The organism is Actinokineospora sp. NBRC 105648, assembly GCF_030269645.1.
GTDB lineage: Bacteria > Actinomycetota > Actinomycetes > Mycobacteriales > Pseudonocardiaceae > Actinokineospora.
On sequence record NZ_BSTR01000065.1, the window covers coordinates 25,241 to 41,136 of the forward strand.

The following is a 15,896-nucleotide window of genomic DNA, read 5'->3' on the forward strand; positions in this document are numbered from 1 at the left end:
GAGAGCACCGCTAAACTTGCCGGTGGTGGGGAATGCCCTTCACCCGCCCTTTTTTCACCACTGCGGTGCTCTAGGGGCCCCGCGCGAAGTGAGTTCACTAGATCGAGCCCCGCTTCTAACTTGGGCAACCCAGGGCCGCAAACCCAACCAGGCAACGCAGAGCAGCAACGCCCACCAAGCCAAACCAGAAGATCACAACCGTCGCAGACCCAACCGGCGCAACTCCAATGACGCCAACGCCTCAATCGCCCCCGGATCCGCCGCTCGCCACCCCGCCCCCACATCCCGACTCCGAGCCAGCCGCCCCAACGGCTGCGTCATCAGTGCCCGCAACGCCAGCACGTCGTGCCCCTCAGCCCCCAACCGCCGGAGCCGCTCGGCCCCGCTGGCCTGGCGCACGTAGTGCAGCCGCAGCGGCAGCCAGGTGATGAGCAGGAGCGCCACCGGCACCGCGATCAGGACCACGGTGAGCCAGAAGGCCAGGTCCTCCACGGCAGCGATCTGCTGCTGCCCGGCCCCGCTGAGCCGGTTGCCCGCGTCCGCGCCGGAGCGCAGCGCCTCGGCCAGGGAGTCGCCGACCAGCGGGACGTCGTCGGCCTTGGCGGCGGCGGAGTCGAACGTGCCGCGCAGCGCGTTGCCCGCGTTGACCAGGCCGTCGCCCGGGGCGCGCAGCAGCAGGACGGTGTCGCGCACCTCGCTGGCCAGCCAGATGGCGAGCAGGACCAGCAGCACGGCGGCGACGTCGGCGACGACCTGCCGGGACCAGCGGACGGGGTGGTCGGCGTAGAGCTTCATCGGCGCTCCTGGGCTGGGGTGGCGCCCGGGAAGGTACCCCGGCCCGAAGACGATCAACCGAACAGCGAGCGCGCGACCAGCAACCCCACCGTGAACGCGGCGAGACCGCAGGCGACCGAGACCACGACGTTGACCACCGCCTGCCTGCCCCGCCCGGTCTCGGCGAGGTGGAGGGTCTCGTAGGAGAACGTGGAGTACGTGGTCAGGGCGCCGCACAGGCCCGTGCCCAGCAGGAGCCGCCACTGGTCGTCGCCGACCGCGACGACCACGCCCAGGATGAGGCTGCCCACGACGTTGACCGTGAGCGTGCCCCACGGGAACCGATCGCGACCGCGTTGGACGGCGCGGTCGGTGAGGTAGCGCAGCGGTGCGCCCAAGGCCGCGCCTGCGGCGACGAGCAAGGCCCCGATCACCGCAGCCGCCGGGTGAGCACGACCCCCAGCGTGACCGCCGCCAGCGCCGCGACGACCGTGGCGACGAGGTAGGCGAGGGCCTGGACCGCGTGGCCAGTGGCGAACAGGTGCTGGGTGTCGGCGCAGTAGGCGGAGAAGGTGGTGAACCCGCCCAGGACGCCGGTGCCCAGGAACGGCCGGACAAGCGGGTGGGCGTCGACGACCAGCACCACCAGGCACCCCATGGCCAGGCAGCCGACCGCGTTGACCAGCAGTGTCGCCCACGGGTTCCCGGGCCACAGCGTGCCGACGCCGTACCGGGCGAGTGCCCCCAGCACGCCACCCGCCGCCACCGCGGCGACCGTGCCGCGTCGCTGTTCCCGCACCCGGCCACGGTGCCACACCCCGCGAGCACCCGCGCCACAGCCAGCCCAGCCCGGCCCGACATAGCCAGCCCAGCCCGGCCCAGCCCAGCCCGGCCCGGCCCGGCCCGGCCAGCCCAGCCCGGCTTAGCCCGGCCCGGCCCGGCCAGCCCAGCCCGGCTCAGCCCGGCTCAGCCCGGCCCGGCTCAGCCCGGCCCGGCTCAGCCCGGCCCGGCTCAGCCCGGCCCGGCTCAGCCCGGCCCGGCTCAGCCCGGCCCGGCTCAGCCCGGCCCGGCTCAGCCCGGCCCGGCATAGCCAGCCCGGCCCGGCCCGGCCCAGCCAGCCCAGCCCGGCCCAGGACGGCCCCACCCGGTGTGCCAGAGGCCACCGGTGGGACGGCTGGTGCGCCGGTATTCCGGAGTGGAGGATCGGTGCCGTGGAGCGGATCGACGCCGACTGGCTCGCCGGGGTCCGCGACGACCTCGCCGAGGTGCTGGTCGACGCGGTCGCCGGTGGCGCGTCCGTGGGTTTCCTGCACCCCCTCGACCCGTCGGTCGCGCGGGCGTGGTGGTCGCGGTTGGGGCCCGCCCTGGCCGAGCGCCGGGCGCTGCTGTGGGTGGCCCGGGACGCGGGCCGGGTGGTGGGCACCGTCCAGCTGCGGCTCACCGACTATGAGAACGGCAGGCACCGGGCCGAGCTCGCCAAGCTGCTGGTGCACCGCGCCGCGCGCGGTCGGGGCCTGGGGCGGGCGCTGCTGTCGGCGGCCGAGGACGGCGCGGTCGCCGCCGGGGTGCGCCTGCTGCTGCTCGACACCCAGACCGGGAGCCCGGCCGAGGCCCTCTACCGCTCGGCGGGATGGGTCGAGCTCGGTGTCGTCCCCGGCCACGCGCTGGACCCGGCGGGCGTCGCGCGGCCGACCACGTTCTTCCACCGAACGCTGCGCTGAACACCCGTTCAGTCCGAAAAGGACTGTCCGTCACGCGGGTCGGGGCTTTTCCGCGTCGGACCTTTTCCGGTAATTCGACCAGCCACATTCTCGGCCGTCGAAATATTGCCACACCCTAACCTGACCGCGCGTTGTCCGATTTGCACTGCTCGGTTCGGCCATGATCCAGTTCAGCATTGCCCCTGGCCACGGGCATATCGCCAGAGTATGGTCTAGACCAAATCACCCATCCGTCCGATTGCCGGGCGATACCGGCCACCCCGATAGTGGGCGGGCCTCGCGAACCGGTCGCGTGACGGTCGAAGGAGTTTTGCAGATGTCCGCTGCGCTTCCGCAGAAGCCGACCCGACGCGATGTGCTGCGCGGGCTCGGTATCGTAGCCCTCACCGTCACCCCGCTCTCGGCCTGTGCCTTCGGGTCCTCCGACAGCCCGAGCAGCTCGGGCCCGACCGGCGCGGTCACCCCGGAGAACCCGTTCGGCGTCGCCGCCGACGCCCCGCTCGAGGTCGTCATCTTCAAGGGCGGGCTCGGCGACGAGTACGCCACCGGCCTGCACGAGCCGATGTACAAGAAGGAGTTCCCGAACGCCGCGATCAAGCACGTCCCGACCCAGCAGATCGCGCAGACCCTGCAGCCGCGGTTCGCCGGTGGCGACGTGCCCGACGTGGTGGCCAACTCCGGCACCGACCTGATGGACACCGGCGTGCTCCAGGACGCGGGCCAGCTGCTCGAGCTGACCAAGCTGTTCGACGCGCCGCCCATCGGCGGCAGCGGCAAGCTGCGCGACACGCTGCTGCCCGGCACCGTGGAGTCCGGCCTGGTCGGCGGCAAGCCCTACGTGCTGAACTACATCTTCACCGCCTACGGCCTCTGGTACGACGCCGAGCTGTTCAAGGCCAAGGGCTGGCAGCCCGCCACCACCCTCGAGGAGCTCGACGCGCTGCTGGGCAAGATCAAGGCCGCGGGCCTGCAGCCCTACGCCTACCCGGGCAAGAACGCCGCGTACTACCAGTACTGGATGATCCTGATCTCCGCCGCCAAGATCGCGGGCAACCAGGTGCTGCTCGACATCGACAACCTCAAGGACGGCGCCTGGACCGCGCCCGCGGTCAAGCAAGCGGCCGAGGCGTGGGCGGCGATCGGCAAGAAGTACCTCGACCCCAGCTTCGAGGGCCTGACCCACACCGAGGTGCAGACCGCGCAGAACCAGGGCCGGGTCGGCCTCTACCCGTGCGGCTCCTGGCTGGAGAACGAGCAGAAGGACCAGACCCCGGCGACGTTCAAGTACGCCGTGGCCGCCACCCCGAGCATCAGCGCCTCGGACAAGCTGCCCTACGGCTCGATCCGCGCGGCGGCGGGCGAGGGCTACATCGTGCCCGCCAAGGCCAAGAACGCCCCCGGCGGCCTGGAGTACCTGCGGATCATGCTCTCCCGCGAGGGCGCGCGCGGCTTCACCGAGAAGACCGGCAACCTGACCGTGGTCAAGGGCGCCGCCGACGGGCTGCCGCTCTCCCCGGGCAACAAGAGCGCCGCCGAGGCGCAGGCCAAGGCGGGCGACAGCGGGATCATCACCTACAGCCTGTTCGAGAACTGGTACAAGGAGCTCGAGACCGAGCTGCGCTCGCAGACCAACGCGCTGATGTTCGGGCGGATCACCGGCGAGCAGTTCTGCGCCAACATGCAGCGCAAGGCCGACGCGGTGAAGGCGGACCCGGCCGTGCCGAAGCAGAACCGCGCCTCGTGAGGATGCCCCGCGGCGGCGCCAGGTTCGTCATCTCGTTCCTGGCGCTGCCGGTCCTCATCTACCTCCTGTTCGTCATCGGCCCCTACGCGCAGGCGTTCTACCTCTCGCTCACCGACTGGCACGGGGTGACGTCGAACCCGCAGTTCATCGGGACCGACAACTTCGTCCGGCTGGTGAAGGACCCGACGTTCTGGACCGCGGTGGGCCACCACGCGCTGCTGGTGCTGGTGCTGCCGCTGGCCACCCTGGCGATCGCGCTGTTCTTCGCCTTCCTGCTGAACATGGGCTCCGGCACCAAGGGCGTCTGGGGTTCCCGGTTCTACCAGGCGGTGTTCTTCTTCCCGCAGGTCCTCGCGGTCGCCGTGGTGGGCGTGCTGTTCCAGGCCGTCTACCGGCCCGACCAGGGCGGCATCCTCAACGGCCTGCTCGGCTCGGTGGGCATCGCGCCGATCGGCTGGCTCACCCAGCCGAACCTGGCGCTGTGGTCGGTCATCGCGGTGATGGTGTGGCAGGCGGTCGGGTTCTACGTGGTGCTCTTCGCCGCGGGCATGTCCTCGATCCCCAAGGAGATCGTCGAGGCCGCCGAGCTCGACGGCTGCTCCCGGGCGGGCATGTTCTTCCGGGTCACCCTGCCGCTGCTGTGGGACACCGTCCAGGTCGCCTGGGTCTACCTCGGCATCGCCGCCTTCGACGGGTTCGCGCTGGTAGCGGTGCTCTCGGTCAACCGCGGCGGGCCGGACAACGCCACCACCGTGCTGCCGCTGGAGATCTGGCGCACGGCGTTCACCTTCTCCAAGTACGGCTACGCCTCGGCCATGGGCGTGGCGCTGTTCGTGCTGAGCCTCGCCTTCGCCGTGCTGACCCTGCGGGTCACCCGGCGGGAACGGATCGACTACGCATGACCAGGCGAGACCGCCCCAACCCCGTCCTAGGTGGACTGTCGCATGTGGCCCTGTTCGTCTGGGCGGCGACGGTCATCCTGCCCATCCTGTGGACCTTCCTGGCCTCGTTCAAGAACAACACCGAGATCTTCACCGACCCGCTGGGGTTGCCATCGTCGGTAAGCTGGAGCTCGTGGGGCCGCGCCTGGGAGAAGGCCAACGTCGGGCAGTACCTGCTGAACAGCGTCTTCGTGGTCGTGCTGGCCACCGCGGGCACCATGCTGCTCGGCTCGATGGCCGCGTACGTGCTGGCCAGGTTCTCCTTCCGGGGCAACCGGTTCGTCTACCTGCTGTTCGTCTCCGGCATGGTGTTCCCGGTGTTCCTGGCCCTGGTGCCGCTGTTCTTCGTGGTGCGCAACCTGGGCCTGCTCGACACCCACACCGGGCTGATCCTGGTCTACATCGCCTACTCGCTGCCGTTCACCGTCTTCTTCCTCTCGGCGTTCTTCCGCAGCCTGCCCGCCTCCATCGCCGAGGCCGCCATGATCGACGGGGCGTCGCACACCAGGACGTTCTTCCAGATCATGGTCCCGATGGCCAAGCCCGGCCTGATCAGCATCACCATCTTCAACGTGATCGGGCAGTGGAACCAGTACCTGCTGCCGATCGTGCTGCTCTCCGGCAACGTCGAGGACAAGTGGGTGCTGACCCAGGGCATCGCGAACATCTCCACCAGCGCGGGCTACCGCTCCGACTGGCCCAGCCTGTTCGCCGCGCTGACCATGACGATCATCCCGGCGCTGCTGGTGTACCTCGTGTTCCAGCGCCAGATCCAGGCCGGACTCACCTCGGGAGCCCTCAAGTGAAACTCGCTGTCGTCGGCGGCGGTTCGACCTACACCCCGGAACTCGTCGACGGCCTCGCCCGGCTGCACACCGACCTGCCGGTCACCGAGCTGGCCCTGGTCGACCCGGACGAGCGCAGGCTCGAGCTGGTCGCCGGGGTGTCCGCGCGCATCCTGAGCCGCGCCGGGCACCCGGCCCGGCTGACCACCAGCACCGAGCTGGAGCTGGGCGTGGCGGGCGCGGACGCGGTGCTGGTCCAGCTGCGCGTCGGCGGGCAGGCCATGCGCCACCAGGACGAGACGGTGCCGCTGGAGTGCGGCTGCGTCGGGCAGGAGACCGTCGGCGCGGGTGGGCTGGCGATGGCGCTGCGCACCGTGCCGGTGGTGCTCGACGTCGCCGAGCGGATCGCCGCGGTGGCACCGCGCGCGTGGATCGTGGACTTCACCAACCCGGTCGGCATCGTCACCCGGGCGCTGCTGGACGCGGGCCACCGGGCCATCGGGCTGTGCAACGTGGCGATCGGCTTCCAGCGCCGCTTCGCCGCGATGCTCGGCGTCGACCCGGCCCGCGTCGCCCTGGACCACGTCGGCCTCAACCACCTCACCTGGGAGCGCGCGGTGTACGTGCGCGGCGAGGACGTCCTGCCCAGGCTGCTCGACACGCACGGCGAGGAGATCGCCAAGCACGTCGGCCTCCCCGCCCCGGTGCTGCGGCGGTTGGGCATCGTGCCGTCGTACTACCTGCGCTACTTCTACGAGCACGACGCCGTCGTCGACGAGCAGCGGGTGTCCCCGTCGCGGGCCAGCGCGGTCGCCGAGGTCGAGGACCAGCTGCTCCGGCTCTACGCCGACCCGGCCGTCGACACCAAGCCCGACCTGCTCGCCAGCCGCGGCGGGGCGTACTACTCCGAGGCCGCGGTCGCCCTGCTGGCCTCGCTGTTCGGCGACGGGGGAGACGTGCACGTGGTCAACGTGCGCAACAACGGCACCCTGCCGTTCCTGCCGGACAACGCGGTGGTCGAGGTTCCCGCCACGGTCACCGGCGCGGGCGCCCAGACCTGGCCGATGGCACCGGTCCCACCGCTGCTGGCGGGCCTGATCGGGCACGTGTCGGCCTACGAGACGCTGGCCGTGCGCGCGGCCATCCAGGGCGGCGTCGACCTGGTCACCGAGGCGCTGCTGGCGCACCCGCTGATCGGCCAGGTCTCGGTGGCCGAGCGGTTGGCGGCCCGGCTCATCGAGGTAAACCAGGCCCACCTGCCGTGGGCCCCGGTCCGATGAGGACGGTGCTGGCCGTCGACGGGGGCAACAGCAAGACCGACGTCGCCCTGCTGCGCGAGGACGGTTCGGTGCTGGCCCAGGGCCGCGGCCCCGGCTTCGAACCCCAGACGGTCGGCGTCGCCGCGGCCGTGGACGTCGTGGCCCGCACCGCCGCCGCGGCATTGCGGATCCAGCCCCCCTTCGCCGACCACGTCGCCGCCTACCTCGCGGGCGCCGACCTGCCGGAGGAGGAAGCCGCCCTGCGCACCGAGTTCCTCCGCCGCGGCTTGGGCCGAACGGTCGAGGTCGGCAACGACACCTTCGCCCTACTCCGCGCCGGAACCACCCGAGGCTGGGGCGTCGCCGTGGTCTGCGGCGCGGGCGTCAACGCGGCAGGCATCGGCCCCGACGGCCGAGTCGCCAGATTCCCCGCCCTCGGCAGGCTCACCGGCGACTGGGGCGGAGGCCAACACCTGGGCGAGGAAGTCCTCTGGAACGCGGTCCGGGCAGAGGACGGCCGCGGATCACCAACGGAACTGGTCTCGTTGGTGTGCGGCCACTTCCGAGCCTCCAGCGCCACAGACGTCGCAGTGGCGGTACACCGCGGCGACATCCCGCGGGGACGGCTAGCGGAATTGACGGTGCCCTTGCTGACCTCATCCGACCCCGTAGCACTGGGTCTAGTGGCACGATTGGCGGCGGAGGTCTGCCTATTGGGCTGCTCAATCCTGGACCGGTTGGAACTGGGCAACATCCCGACAGACGTGGTCCTAGGCGGAGGAGTCCTCACCGGCGGTGCACCGCAATTACTGGCGGCCGTGGAATCGGGCTACACCGCACGAGCCCCATTCGCGACCCTGCGGGTAGTCCAGTCCCCGCCGATCCTCGGCGCCGCAAGACTGGGCTTGGACCACCTCCAAGCAGACAACGCGGCCCACACCCGAGCCACCGCCGCATTCGCCCGCTGACCGACAGCCCAGCCCTGACCCCTTGCCTTCGCTCTGAGCCCTTGCCCTTGCCCTTGCATTGCATTGCTCTCGAATCCCTAATTCTCAAGCCCTACGGAACGCGACACCCGCTACGGACGCGCTCGATCTGGCGGACTTCCTTTGTGTGGGGGGAGAGTGCCGCTAAACTTGACCTGTGGTGGGGATGCCCTTCTCCCCACGCTTTTTCCCCACCGCGGTGCTCTAGGGGCCCCGCGCAAAGGGAGTTCGCCAGATCGAGCCCGCTCTCAAGCCGGGTTCCCACGACGGCCTGAACTCAATCCCCACGACGGCCTGAACTCAATCCCCACGACGGCCCGAACTCAATCCCCACGACGACCTGAACTCAAACGCCACGACGGCCTGAACCCGAGCCCAAGCACCCCGTACCATCCAGCACATGCCGTCCGAACCGTCGGAGATCGGCCAACGCGCCCGCCGCATACGCCGCAGGCGCGGACTAAGCCTGGAAACCGCAGCGGGCTTGGCCGGGATCAGCAAGGGCTACTTGTCGATGCTCGAACGCGGGCAGCGCGGCTTCGAACGGCGCGGTCTGCTTGAGGACCTCGCGACCGCGCTCGGTTGTGCCGTCGCCGATCTCACCGGCCAGCCGTACCCGCCCGGCGACCGGGCATCGGCTGAGTTGTTGTGCGCGCTCCCGGACATCTCCCTCGCCCTGTACGACTCGACCCTGGACGACGCGGCCGACCTGCGACCCCGGCCGCTCGCCGAGCTGGTCCGGTGGGCGCGACTGGCCAACGAGCACACCGCGCACTCCCGGTACTCCCACGCCGCACGGCAGATGGGCGCTCTTCTGGCCGAGTTGCACGTGTGGGTGGCCACCGGCACGGCCGCCGAGCGGCGGACCGCGCTGGCGGGCGTTGTCGAGGCCGGTTTCGCGGCATCGGCAGTGGCGCGGACCGTGGGCAACGGCGATCTCGCCATCGTGGCGTCCCGCCGAGCCGAGGATGCGGCGGCTCGGATCGGTGATCCGGGGCTGGTGGGGTTCGCGGCCATGTGCAGCACCAGCGCGCTGAGCAGGCTCGGCGCCCGTCACCGCGCCCGCCAGGTCGCGGCCAGGGCGTTGGCGCAGACGGACAGCATCGCCGACCCGTGGGCTGCCGACACCTCCGTCGCCGAGGCCGCGGGCATGCTGCACCTGTGCTCTGCCCAGCTGGCGGCGAAGGAGAACCGCCCGGTCGAGGCGCGCACCCACCTCGCCGAGGCCAGAGCGCTGGCCGAGCGCACCGGGGAGCGCAACCGGCTGTGGTTCAGCTTCGGTCCGGCGAATGTGCGCGCCTGGACGCTGAGCGTCGAAGTCGAGCTGGGCGCGGGACCCGCGATGGCCGAGCGGGTCGATCGGACACCCGGCTACACCGACCAACTCCCGACTGCCGACCGCCGGGCCGCCCTGCACTTCGATCTGGCCCGCGCACACGCGCAGGCGGGCGGAAGCGGTGACGCGCGGGCGATCCACCACCTCGACGCCGCCGACCGCACGGCCCCGGAGCGCGTCCGCCACGACCCCATCGCCCGCGAGCTCCTGCGTGAGCTGGACGGGCGTGCGACCGTGCGCACCTGGGCGTTGGACAGCCTCGGCAACCGCATCGGCAACTAGGTTCACACTGTGTGAACGGCGTGGCGTCGGCTACCCCTAGCGTTCGTTCGAGCACTCGACGTGACGCTGGAGGAAGTCCGATGAACAACACCACTATCACCGCGACGATCGACGTCCAGGGTGGGCAGATCCAGTACCGGGTCGCAGGCAAATGGGTGGAGATCTTTCTCGGGGAAGAGGAAATGGGCCTCCTGGCTACGCTCAACCTGACCGAAGCCGCAGTCTCCGCCCTGCGCACGGTGTTGGCCGAGGCGCTGCCTGTACTGCGCCGCAACTCCATTGAGAGCCAGGTCGACGGCGGCGGTCAGGTGCGGTGCCCGTCGCCGATGCAGAGCGTGGTCCTGGTCGAGCACCCTGATCACGAGGTACCCGCAGTCGACATCAGGGGCTAGCGCCCGGTTTGACGAGGGTGGTTACGGCGTCCGCGCGTTGTCCACGTTTCGAAAGAGGACATCGGGATCGGGAATCCGGTAGGTCGGGAGCTTCTCGTCCAGCCACGCCCGATCGAACGCCACTGAGGTCTGCTGCTCCATCACCGCGAGACATGTCGCCTTGTAGTGCTTTTCGAACTCGGCTTCAAGTCCTGCGGTCCAGTCCGGGGTCAGATCCGCCTGGGCGGCTGGATAACCGACGAACATGGGGTCGAAGCACGCGGTCACCTGTCCGTCCACGGCTTGAAGGACGCGGTTGCCGGTGTGGCTGTGGTAGAAGCTGAAGTAGTGACTGTCATCGACGGAAGCACGTCGGCCCAGCTCCGGCACGCTGCCACTCCACCCGTTGTTCTCGATGACGACCACGTGGTGCCCCGCCGAGAACGCCTGAGCGTTGAAGTACGCACCGGGCTGCTCGGCGGCGTCCGCCTCCGCTTCCTGGAACGTCATCTCGACTGGCTGCGACGGGTCGCCGCCGTAGGTCCGCACCACTCGGTCCACGCTCGTGCTGCGCACGACGGCGATCGTCCACACGAGATCCAATGACGGGTCCTCGATCCACAGGTAGTGCTCGATCAGACTCCGCATGATGGGTCCTTCGCGATATCAACACCCCAGTAGGGTCGATCGGCGATCTTCTGCGGATACGCGATCACGACGAGGAAGTCCTCGCCATCTCGCGGGTACTGCCACCGCACAGTTCCGCCCTGGCAACTGTTCTCGCGATCGGGCACCTCTTCGGTGCGCGCGTCAACACCGCCCTGGTCGGTGGCAGCCATGGGGTACTCGTCACAACTGCCTTTGGGGTGGACTCTGGTGAAACGCCCGCAGGCCGCCCTGCGGTTGGCCGTCTCCGCGGCCCGGTTCATCGTCAACACCGCCGGGTGGCCCGAACTCCAGGCTTGGCTGATGTTCCGGGTGATGAACGGCATCTTCTCGGCGTCGAAGACCACTACCCTGGCATCGCCGCACTTCTTCTCGGCGATGACCTGTTTCGCCGTGCAGTCGTCGAGTTGGGTCTTTTCGCTTGACCTGACCATGATCTGGTGGTCTCCCGCTCCGATGATCTCGGTACCGTCGGCGACACCACCGAGGATGTCGGACACCGTATCCGTAATCTTGCCGACGCCGAACACCGCCGCGACGGTCGCGACAACCACCACCGGCAGCAGCAGGCCGCTCCCGGTCCGCGTACCCACAACGCCTCCTCGCAAGTTCCCACGCAGGTCGGGAACATCGGTCGCAACGTAAGCCACAGCTGCCGAGAGTGTAACGGACAGTACTGATTTCGCTACTCTTGATGTTGGTCGGGTGACTCGCCGCGCGTGGCCTGGAGCTAGGGCGCAGCGGAGCGCCTACTCGTTCGGGGAGGGGCTTTGTTCGGCGATTCGTTGGTGGAAGGGCTTGCGGGCCAATGCCTCCTCCAGTGCCGCCAGCACCCCCGTCAACGGGTACGGCAGCTCCGCCTCCAGCCCTGCCGCCGCTGCCGCTGTCGCTGTCCACTCGGCGTTGACCACTGGCAGCAGGTCCCGAGCCCGGTCGGTCAACGCGACAATCCGTTGTCGGGCGTCCTCCCCGGCCGCCAGGGTCACCAGTTCGTCCCGGCGGAGTTGGGCCACGGTCTGGCTGGCCGCCGAGTGCGTCACCCCGACCGCCACGGCCAGGTCGCGGATGGCGCACGGGCCGGAGACCGCCAGGTGCCGGAGGAAGGCGCTGAAGCGGGGGCGGTACCAGCCCAGGCCCTGCTCGACGTACACCCGGGCCACGTCGCCCTCCAGCAGTTCGAGGACGTGGCGCAGTCGGGTGCCGAGGGCTTCCGGATCGCTCACGGGGTGAGAGGCTACTTCACACCCCCGGCGGTCAGGCCCGCCACGATCCGGCGCTGGAACAGCAGCACCAGGACCACCAGCGGGATGGTGACCACGACGCCCGCCGCCATCTGGGTGCCGAAGGGGGAGTCGAACTGGGTGAGGCCGGTGAACTGGCTGATGATCACCGGAGCGGTCTTGAGCTCCTGCTTGTTGACCACCGACAGCGCGATGATGAACTCGTTCCAGGCGGCGATGAAGGTGATGATCGCGGTGGTGAACACCCCGGGGGCGGCCAGCGGCAGGATCACCTTGCGGAACGCCTGGGCCGGGGTGCAGCCGTCGATCTGGGCGGCCTCCTCCAGCTCCAGCGGCATCTGCTTGAAGAACGCCGTCAGGTTCCACACCGCCAGCGGCAGGGCGAAGCTCATGCTGGGCACGATCATCGCCTGGTAGGTGTTGATCCAGCCGATCCCGGAGAACAGCTGCAGCAGCGGGACCAGCAGGGAGATGCCGGGGAACATGCTGGTGGTGATGATGACCGCCAGCACCACGTTCTTGAACCGGAAGTCCAGCCGGGCCAACGCGTACGCGGTCAGGGTGCCGATCAGCAGGACCAGCACCGTGGTGATGCCCGCGACCAGGAAGCTGTTGCCCAGCGAGCGCACGAACCCGTTGCTGGACCCGAACACCGCGCGGTAGGACTCCAGGGACAGCGGGGTGGGGACCGGGGCCGAGTCGAAGATGTCGTTGGCGCGCCGCAGGCTCGAGACCAGCATCCAGTAGAACGGCGCCAGGCAGTACGCCACGATCACCGCGATGCCCAGGTACGGCACCCACCGCCGGCGGCCGGTCATCTGCCCCTCCTCGCCTTCGTGCCCAGCACGTCCGCGCCCAGCAGCCGCACGAACACGAACGCCACCACCGCGACGTAGGCGAACAGGAACACCGCGTAGGCCGACGCCGGCCCGTACTTGCCGAACTTCACCGCCTCCTCGAACGCCAGCACGGTGACCGTGTCGGTGGCGTTCTTCCCCGGGCCGATCAGGGTGTAGGGCAGGTCGAACATCCGCAGCGTGTCCAGGATCCGGAACAGCACCGCCACCAGCAGCGTCGGCTTGACCAGCGGCAGCGTGATCGAGAAGAACGTGCGCCACGCCGAGGCCCCGTCCAGCCGCGCCGCCTCGTAGACCTCGGTGGAGATCACCTGCAGCCCGGCCAGCACCAGCAGCCCGATGAACGGCGCGGTCTTCCAGCTGTCGGCGACCACCACCGCGAACCACGCCTGCGCGCCGTCGGTGGTCCACAGGATCGGCGGGCCGGGGATGAGGTCGTTGGCCACCCCGTCCGCCTGGAAGATCCAGCGCCACAGCAGGCCCGCGATCGCCGTCGGGACCGCCCACGGCACCAGGATGCTCGCCCGCACCAGCGCCCGGCCGCGGAAGGCCTTGTGCATCACCAGGGCCATCAGCACCCCGATGACCACCTCCAGGCTGACCGCGGTGACGGTGAACGTCGTCGTGTTCCACAGCGCGTTGAGGAACCGGGTGCTGCTCTCGCCCGCGAACATGTCGGTGAAGTTGTCGATCCCGACGAAGTGGTCGCCCGGCCGCAGCAGGCCGGTCACCGGGTCGGGGGTGTCGTCGCGCCGGTAGAACGCGAGCCGCAGCGCGGAGACGATCGGGTACGCCACGACCAGCGCGAGCACCAGCAGCGTCGGCGACACCAGCAGCGCGGCGAGCTTGCCGACCCCGGTCCGGCGCAGGCCCGGCGCGGGTCGGGCGGGCTCGGGGCCCGCGGGCGCGTCGATGAGGATGGCCATCTGTCCTCCTGGACCAGGGGAGCGGCCCGGTGCGGGTCCCGGTCCGGGACCCGCGGCCGGGTCACTTGCCGGTGAGCGACTCCAACTTCCCCTGCAACGACGTCAGCGCCTGCTCGGTCGTGCTGGTGCCGCTCATCGCGCTGTAGGCGGCCTCCTGGATCGCGCTGGAGACCTCCTGGTACTTGACCACCGACGGCCGCTTCTTCGCCGTCTCGATGCTCTTCTTCAGCTGGGTCAGGTACGGGAACTTCGCCACCAGCGCCGGGTCGTCGTAGAGCGCCGCCCAGGTCGGGGCCTGCGAGGTCTTCTCCAGGTTCGCCCGCTGCTGTTTCTCGTCGACCATGTAGCGGATGAAGTCCAGCGCGGTCTTCTTGTTCTTGGCGAACGAGCTGATCGCGAAGTTGTGCCCGCCCAGCGCTGAGGAGCCGGGCCCGGTCAGGCCGGGCAGCGGGGCCACGGCGAACTTGCCCGCCACCGTGGAGGACCCGTCGGTGGCGTTCGCCTTGGCGTACTGGTAGGGCCACTGGCGGTGGAACAGCAGCTCACCCGCCTGGAACGCGCGCCTGCCCTCTTCCTCCTTGAAGGTGCGCGCCTTCTGCGCGATCTTGCCCGACTTCACCCCGTCGACGAGGAAGTTCAGCCCTTGGCGGGCTTGCTCGCTGCCCAGCGTGGGCTTCCCGTCCTCGCCGACCACACTGCCGCCCGCGGAGTTCACCGCTTCGGTGAAGTTGACCGTCAGTCCCTCGTACTTCTCGAACTGCCCGGCATAGCAGGACATCCCCGGCTGGCTGGGCACGATCTTCTCGCAGGCGGCGGACAGCTCGGCCCAGGTCTTGGGCGGTGCCACGCCCGCGGCGTCCAGCAAGTCCTTGCGGTAGAACAGCAATCCGCCATCGGAGGTCGTCGGGACGGCGTAGAGCCGCTTGAAGTACCGCGCGGTCTCCACGGTCGCGGGCAGCAGCGAGGTGAGCGGGAACTCGGCGTCGGGCAGCTGCGCCACCCACTGGTTCGCCGCGAACTCCGCCGTCCACACGACGTCGAGGTTGAGCACCCCGTACGCGTCGGACTTGGTCTGCGCGTTCTGCACCATCTGCTGGCGCTGCGCGTCGGCGTCCTCCGGCAGCTCGATGACGGTCACCTTCTGGTCCGGGTGCGCGGAGTTCCACTCGTCCACCTGGTTCTGCAGGTTGCCCGAGATGTCCTTGCCGGTCACCAGGCTGATCGGCCCGACGCCGTCCAACACGGCCGGAGCCGAGGCGCCCGCGTCCGTTCCCGGCGCCGTCTCGCCCCCGCACGCGCCCGCGCCCAACAGCAGGACGGTGGCGAGAACGGCACCGCGAACACGACCTCGCACTACCACGACGCCTCCCGAAAGCGTTGCGGAGCAACCACATCCCGCCCGGTGGCGGTCGTGGACCACTGCTCGGTGTGGAGCGGACTGTGCTCGCAACTCGGCCGTGGGGGAACGCAAAGTTGATCGTCGTTATCCTTTCGTGACGGCCTCCTGTGCCAAACGGGCGACCCTTTCGGGGTAAGACTCGCGAGCCCTTGGCGGGGCGCCGGGGAGTGCGGCATGGTGAGGTGTCCTGTGTCCCGAGAACGGTGAGGATGTGCCGATGGCCGAGGTCCGCTACGAAGCGGCATCCAGGGTCTACCCGGGTTCACCGCCGGTGCGTGCGGTGGACGGCTTGGACTTGTCGATCGCCGATGGTGAGTTCTTGGTGTTGGTGGGTCCGTCTGGGTCGGGTAAGTCGACGGCGTTGCGGATGGTGGCCGGGCTTGAGGATGTGGATGAGGGTTCGATCTGGATCGGTGATCGGGATGTGACGGCGGTGCCGCCGAAGGGTCGGGACATCGCGATGGTGTTCCAGTCCTATGCGCTGTACCCGCATATGACGGTGGCGCAGAACATGGGGTTCGCGTTGAAGTTGCAGGGTTTGTCGAAGCAGGTGATCGGGGAGAAGGTCGCTGAGGCGGCGAAGCTGTTGGACCTGGAGAAGTACTTGG

The 15,896-nt window shown here is 69.7% G+C and carries 19 protein-coding genes; 9 read left to right on the forward strand and 10 right to left on the reverse strand.

Annotated elements, in window-relative coordinates:
* Positions 1-192: 192 nt before the first annotated feature.
* The 4 genes from QSK30_RS33500 to QSK30_RS33515 all read right to left on the reverse strand — a co-directional run bounded on the left by QSK30_RS33500 (position 193) and on the right by QSK30_RS33515 (position 1,918).
* Positions 193-795: a hypothetical protein gene (locus QSK30_RS33500; RefSeq protein ID WP_285509158.1), complete on the reverse strand. Its 603-nt coding sequence runs from the start codon at positions 793-795 to the stop codon at positions 193-195.
* Positions 796-848: 53 nt separating this feature from the next.
* Positions 849-1,208: a fluoride efflux transporter CrcB gene (crcB, locus tag QSK30_RS33505; RefSeq protein ID WP_352231664.1), complete on the reverse strand. Its 360-nt coding sequence runs from the start codon at positions 1,206-1,208 to the stop codon at positions 849-851.
* Entirely contained in the window at positions 1,205-1,573 is a 369-nt protein-coding gene (locus tag QSK30_RS33510) for a fluoride efflux transporter FluC (RefSeq protein ID WP_285509160.1), read from the reverse strand. The genes crcB and QSK30_RS33510 overlap by 4 nt, the downstream gene beginning before the upstream one ends.
* Positions 1,574-1,696: 123 nt before the next feature.
* Positions 1,697-1,918, reverse strand: a complete 222-nt coding sequence (locus QSK30_RS33515; protein ID WP_285509161.1) for a pentapeptide repeat-containing protein — start codon at positions 1,916-1,918, stop codon at positions 1,697-1,699.
* Positions 1,919-1,985: 67 nt separating this feature from the next.
* On the opposite strand from QSK30_RS33515, the gene QSK30_RS33520 reads away from it, so the two are divergent.
* From QSK30_RS33520 to QSK30_RS33555, 8 genes are all read left to right on the forward strand, one after another.
* A complete protein-coding gene (locus QSK30_RS33520) occupies positions 1,986-2,495 on the forward strand; it encodes a GNAT family N-acetyltransferase (RefSeq protein ID WP_285509163.1) in 510 nt (169 codons plus the stop codon).
* A 316-nt stretch (positions 2,496-2,811) separates the two neighbouring features.
* Positions 2,812-4,239, forward strand: a complete 1,428-nt coding sequence (ngcE, locus tag QSK30_RS33525) for an N-acetylglucosamine/diacetylchitobiose ABC transporter substrate-binding protein (RefSeq protein WP_285509165.1) — start codon at positions 2,812-2,814, stop codon at positions 4,237-4,239.
* A gap of 2 nt (positions 4,240-4,241) precedes the next feature.
* Positions 4,242-5,141, forward strand: a complete 900-nt coding sequence (locus QSK30_RS33530; RefSeq protein WP_285509190.1) for a carbohydrate ABC transporter permease — start codon at positions 4,242-4,244, stop codon at positions 5,139-5,141.
* A complete protein-coding gene (locus QSK30_RS33535) occupies positions 5,138-5,986 on the forward strand; it encodes a carbohydrate ABC transporter permease (RefSeq protein WP_285509167.1) in 849 nt (282 codons plus the stop codon). The genes QSK30_RS33530 and QSK30_RS33535 overlap by 4 nt, the downstream gene beginning before the upstream one ends.
* Positions 5,983-7,245, forward strand: a complete 1,263-nt coding sequence (locus QSK30_RS33540; RefSeq protein ID WP_285509168.1) for a 6-phospho-beta-glucosidase — start codon at positions 5,983-5,985, stop codon at positions 7,243-7,245. Before QSK30_RS33535 ends, QSK30_RS33540 begins: the two co-directional genes overlap by 4 nt.
* Positions 7,242-8,192, forward strand: coding sequence for an N-acetylglucosamine kinase (locus QSK30_RS33545; protein ID WP_285509170.1), 951 nt, complete (start codon positions 7,242-7,244; stop codon positions 8,190-8,192). The genes QSK30_RS33540 and QSK30_RS33545 overlap by 4 nt, the downstream gene beginning before the upstream one ends.
* A gap of 418 nt (positions 8,193-8,610) precedes the next feature.
* Positions 8,611-9,828: a helix-turn-helix domain-containing protein gene (locus tag QSK30_RS33550; RefSeq protein WP_285509171.1), complete on the forward strand. Its 1,218-nt coding sequence runs from the start codon at positions 8,611-8,613 to the stop codon at positions 9,826-9,828.
* A gap of 80 nt (positions 9,829-9,908) precedes the next feature.
* Positions 9,909-10,220 carry a hypothetical protein gene (locus tag QSK30_RS33555; RefSeq protein WP_285509173.1) on the forward strand — a complete coding sequence of 104 codons (312 nt, stop codon included), beginning with the start codon at positions 9,909-9,911 and terminating at the stop codon, positions 10,218-10,220.
* A 21-nt stretch (positions 10,221-10,241) separates the two neighbouring features.
* On the opposite strand, the gene QSK30_RS33560 is transcribed toward QSK30_RS33555, so the two are convergent.
* The 6 genes from QSK30_RS33560 to QSK30_RS33585 all read right to left on the reverse strand — a co-directional run bounded on the left by QSK30_RS33560 (position 10,242) and on the right by QSK30_RS33585 (position 15,243).
* Positions 10,242-10,847 carry a DUF6461 domain-containing protein gene (locus tag QSK30_RS33560; protein WP_285509174.1) on the reverse strand — a complete coding sequence of 202 codons (606 nt, stop codon included), beginning with the start codon at positions 10,845-10,847 and terminating at the stop codon, positions 10,242-10,244.
* On the reverse strand, positions 10,835-11,458 hold the full coding sequence (locus tag QSK30_RS33565) for a NucA/NucB deoxyribonuclease domain-containing protein (RefSeq protein WP_285509176.1): 624 nt from the start codon (positions 11,456-11,458) through the stop codon (positions 10,835-10,837). The genes QSK30_RS33560 and QSK30_RS33565 overlap by 13 nt, the downstream gene beginning before the upstream one ends.
* A 156-nt stretch (positions 11,459-11,614) precedes the next feature.
* On the reverse strand, positions 11,615-12,088 hold the full coding sequence (locus tag QSK30_RS33570) for a MarR family winged helix-turn-helix transcriptional regulator (RefSeq protein WP_285509177.1): 474 nt from the start codon (positions 12,086-12,088) through the stop codon (positions 11,615-11,617).
* Positions 12,089-12,099: 11 nt separating this feature from the next.
* Positions 12,100-12,924 (reverse strand): carbohydrate ABC transporter permease, encoded by an 825-nt coding sequence (locus QSK30_RS33575; protein WP_285509179.1) that lies wholly within the window; start codon positions 12,922-12,924, stop codon positions 12,100-12,102.
* Complete coding sequence (locus QSK30_RS33580; RefSeq protein ID WP_285509181.1) at positions 12,921-13,889, reverse strand: carbohydrate ABC transporter permease; 969 nt, start codon at positions 13,887-13,889, stop codon at positions 12,921-12,923. Before QSK30_RS33580 ends, QSK30_RS33575 begins: the two co-directional genes overlap by 4 nt.
* A 61-nt stretch (positions 13,890-13,950) precedes the next feature.
* Positions 13,951-15,243: an ABC transporter substrate-binding protein gene (locus tag QSK30_RS33585; protein WP_285509183.1), complete on the reverse strand. Its 1,293-nt coding sequence runs from the start codon at positions 15,241-15,243 to the stop codon at positions 13,951-13,953.
* Between the two features lie 262 nt (positions 15,244-15,505).
* On the opposite strand from QSK30_RS33585, the gene QSK30_RS33590 reads away from it, so the two are divergent.
* The coding region (locus tag QSK30_RS33590; protein WP_285509185.1) for an ABC transporter ATP-binding protein at positions 15,506-15,896 on the forward strand (391 nt) is incomplete at its 3' end.

Excerpts from the sequence above, each read along its gene's own strand:
- QSK30_RS33500 (WP_285509158.1), bottom strand. The coding sequence starts at position 795 with ATGAAGCTCTACGCCGACCACCCCGTCCGCTGGTCCCGGCAGGTCGTC.
- ngcE (WP_285509165.1), top strand. The coding sequence starts at position 2,812 with ATGTCCGCTGCGCTTCCGCAGAAGCCGACCCGACGCGATGTGCTGCGC.
- QSK30_RS33530 (WP_285509190.1), top strand. The coding sequence starts at position 4,242 with ATGCCCCGCGGCGGCGCCAGGTTCGTCATCTCGTTCCTGGCGCTGCCG.
- QSK30_RS33535 (WP_285509167.1), top strand. The coding sequence starts at position 5,138 with ATGACCAGGCGAGACCGCCCCAACCCCGTCCTAGGTGGACTGTCGCAT.
- QSK30_RS33545 (WP_285509170.1), top strand. The coding sequence starts at position 7,242 with ATGAGGACGGTGCTGGCCGTCGACGGGGGCAACAGCAAGACCGACGTC.
- QSK30_RS33550 (WP_285509171.1), top strand. The coding sequence starts at position 8,611 with ATGCCGTCCGAACCGTCGGAGATCGGCCAACGCGCCCGCCGCATACGC.
- QSK30_RS33555 (WP_285509173.1), top strand. The coding sequence starts at position 9,909 with ATGAACAACACCACTATCACCGCGACGATCGACGTCCAGGGTGGGCAG.
- QSK30_RS33560 (WP_285509174.1), bottom strand. The coding sequence starts at position 10,847 with ATGCGGAGTCTGATCGAGCACTACCTGTGGATCGAGGACCCGTCATTG.
- QSK30_RS33575 (WP_285509179.1), bottom strand. The coding sequence starts at position 12,924 with ATGACCGGCCGCCGGCGGTGGGTGCCGTACCTGGGCATCGCGGTGATC.
- QSK30_RS33580 (WP_285509181.1), bottom strand. The coding sequence starts at position 13,889 with ATGGCCATCCTCATCGACGCGCCCGCGGGCCCCGAGCCCGCCCGACCC.